Annotated in this window: 1 protein-coding gene; it reads left to right on the forward strand. The window is 76.6% G+C overall.

From position 1 onward, the window contains the following. On the forward strand, positions 1-2,680 hold a 2,680-nt coding region (locus tag ACFXGA_RS40035; RefSeq protein WP_378098396.1), incomplete at both ends, for a condensation domain-containing protein.

A 2,680-nucleotide genomic window follows, 5' to 3' on the forward strand; every position in this document is an offset into this window, starting at 1 on the left:
GCGGCCACCCGGGCGGCGAGCGCGGCGGAGTTGCGTGAGCACGCGGCGCGGTCGTTGCCGGACTACATGGTGCCGACCGCGTACGTGGCGCTGGACCGGTTGCCCCTCAACGCCAACGGCAAGCTGGACCGGGCCGCGTTGCCCGCGCCCGAGCGGGACGCGTCCGCGGCCGGCGGGTTCGTCGCGCCGCGCACCGAGGCGGAACGGCTCGTCGCGGCCGTGTGGTCCGAAGTGCTCGGGCTGGACGCGGTCGGCGCGACGGACAACTTCTTCGCGCTGGGCGGCGACTCGATCTCCAGCATCCGGGTGGTGTCGAAGCTGCGCTCGGCGTTCGACCTGTCGCCGCGCGACGTGTTCGACCACCCGACCGTGACCGCGCTGGCCGCCCGGCTCTCGGCGGCCGACCACGCGGTGATCCCGCGGGTCGAGGGGCGTCCGCCGCTGTCGTTCGCCCAGCAGCGGCTGTGGTTCCTCGACCAGTTCTCCCCCGGCGGCACCGAGTACGTGACGCCGCTCGCGGTGCGGCTGCGCGGCGAGCTGGACGTGCCGCGGCTGGAGCGGGCGCTGACGGCGCTCGTGGCCCGGCACGACCAGTTGCGGACCACGTTCCCGGCGGAGAACGGGCTGCCGGTGGCCGAGGTCCACCCGCCCGCGGACGTGGCGCTGCCCGTGGTGGACGGGATGCCCGCGGTGGAGCCGTTCGACCTGACCACCGGTCCGCTGTTCCGGCCGGTGCTGGTGCGGCACGCGGACGACGACCACACGTTGGCGCTGACCATGCACCACATCGTCACCGACGGCTGGTCGAGCGGGGTCCTGATGTCCGACCTCGCCGCGTTCTACGGCGGCGAGGAGCCGCCGCCGCTGCCCGTCCGCTACGGCGACTTCGCGGCCTGGCAGCGCGAGCAGCCGCTGGACGAGCACCTCGCGTACTGGCGGGACCAGCTCGCGGGCGTGCCCGCGCTGGAGCTGCCGACCGACCGGCCCCGGCCCCCGGTGCAGACCACGGCCGGCACGCGGACCGACTTCGCGGTGCCCGCGCCCGTGGTGGCGCGGCTGCGCGAGCTGGCCCGCGTGGCGGACGGCACGCTGTTCACCGCGCTGGTCGCGGCCTGCCAGGTGCTGTTCCACCGGTGGTCCGGGCAGGACGACTTCGCGATCGGCACGGTGGCGTCCGGGCGCGAGCGGCCCGAGACGCAGGACCTGGTCGGGTTCTTCGTCAACACGCTGGCGCTGCGGGCGCGGATCGACCCCGCCGAGAGCTTCCCGGCGTTCCTGGCCCGGACGCGGCGCACCGTGCTGGACGCGTTCGCCCACCAGGACGTGCCGTTCGAGCGGGTCGTGGACGCGGTGCAGCCCGACCGCGACACCAGCCGCACGCCGCTGTTCCAGGCGGTGGTCGCGTTGCAGAACGCGCCGCAGGCCCCGGGTTTCCCCGGCCTGGTCGCGGAGGACGTGGCCCAGCCGGTGACGAGCACCGCGTTCGACGTCACGGTGGAGTTCACCGAGACCGACGGCGGCGGGCTGGACGGGTCGGTCGAGTACAACACCGACCTGTTCGACGCGGCCACGGTCGAGCGGCTGGTCGAGCACCTGGGCGTGCTGCTGGCCGGCATCGCGGCCGACGCCGACCGCCCGCTGTGGGCGCTGCCGGTGCTGCCCGCGGGCGAGCGGGACCTGCTGGAGTCGTGGGGCTCCGGCGGTCCCGGCCGCTGGGGCCCGGGGCTCGTGGGACTGGTCGAGGCGCAGGTGGCGCGGACGCCGGACGCGCTCGCGGTGACCGGCGCGGCGGAGCTGACCTTCGCCGAGCTGAACGCCCGCGCGAACCGGCTGGCGCACCACCTGATCGGGCTGGGCGCGGGACCGGAGCGGGTGGTCGCGCTGCGCCTGCCGCGCTCGGCGGACCTGCTCGTGGCCGAGCTGGCGGTGCTCAAGGCGGGCGCGGCGTTCCTGCCGGTGGACCCCGCCTACCCGGCGGACCGGATCGAGTTCATGCTGGCCGACGCGAAGCCGCTGGTCGTGCTGGACGGGCCGGTGGACACCTCGGCGCACCCCGACACCGACCCCGTGGTGGCCGTGCGGCCGGAGCACCCGGCGTACGTGATCTACACGTCCGGTTCGACCGGGCGGCCGAAGGGCGTCGTGGTGACCCACGCCGGGTTGGCGACGTTCTCGGCGGCGGAGGTCGAGCACTTCGGGGTGCGGCCGGGCGACCGGGTGCTGGAGTTCGCCTCCCCCAGCTTCGACGCCTCGGTGCTGGAGCTGTGCCTGTCCTGGCCCGCCGGCGCGGCGCTGGTCGTGCCGCCGCCGGGGCCGCTGCTGGGCGACCAGTTGGCCGACGTCGTCACGTCGGCCGGCGTGACGCACGCGCTGATCCCGCCGGTGGCGCTGGCGACCGTGCCCGACGGCGCGGACCTGCCCACGCTGCGGACGCTGGTCGTCGGCGGCGACGCCTGCTCGGCGGAGCTGGTGCGGCGGTGGGCCCCGGGCCGGCGGATGATCAACGCCTACGGGCCGACCGAGTCGACCGTGGTCACGTCGTGGAGCGGGCCGCTGGAGCCGGGCGGCGGCGCGCCCCCCCGCGGGGGGGCGCTCCCCCGCCCCCCCCGGCACGGGCGGGGCCCGGCGCTGGGGCCCACCCCCGGCCGCGGGCCCGGCGAGCGGGACGTGTCCCGCCTCG

Origin of the sequence: Actinosynnema sp. NPDC059335 (genome assembly GCF_042752395.1) — a bacterium.
In the GTDB taxonomy this organism is placed as follows: domain Bacteria; phylum Actinomycetota; class Actinomycetes; order Mycobacteriales; family Pseudonocardiaceae; genus Actinosynnema.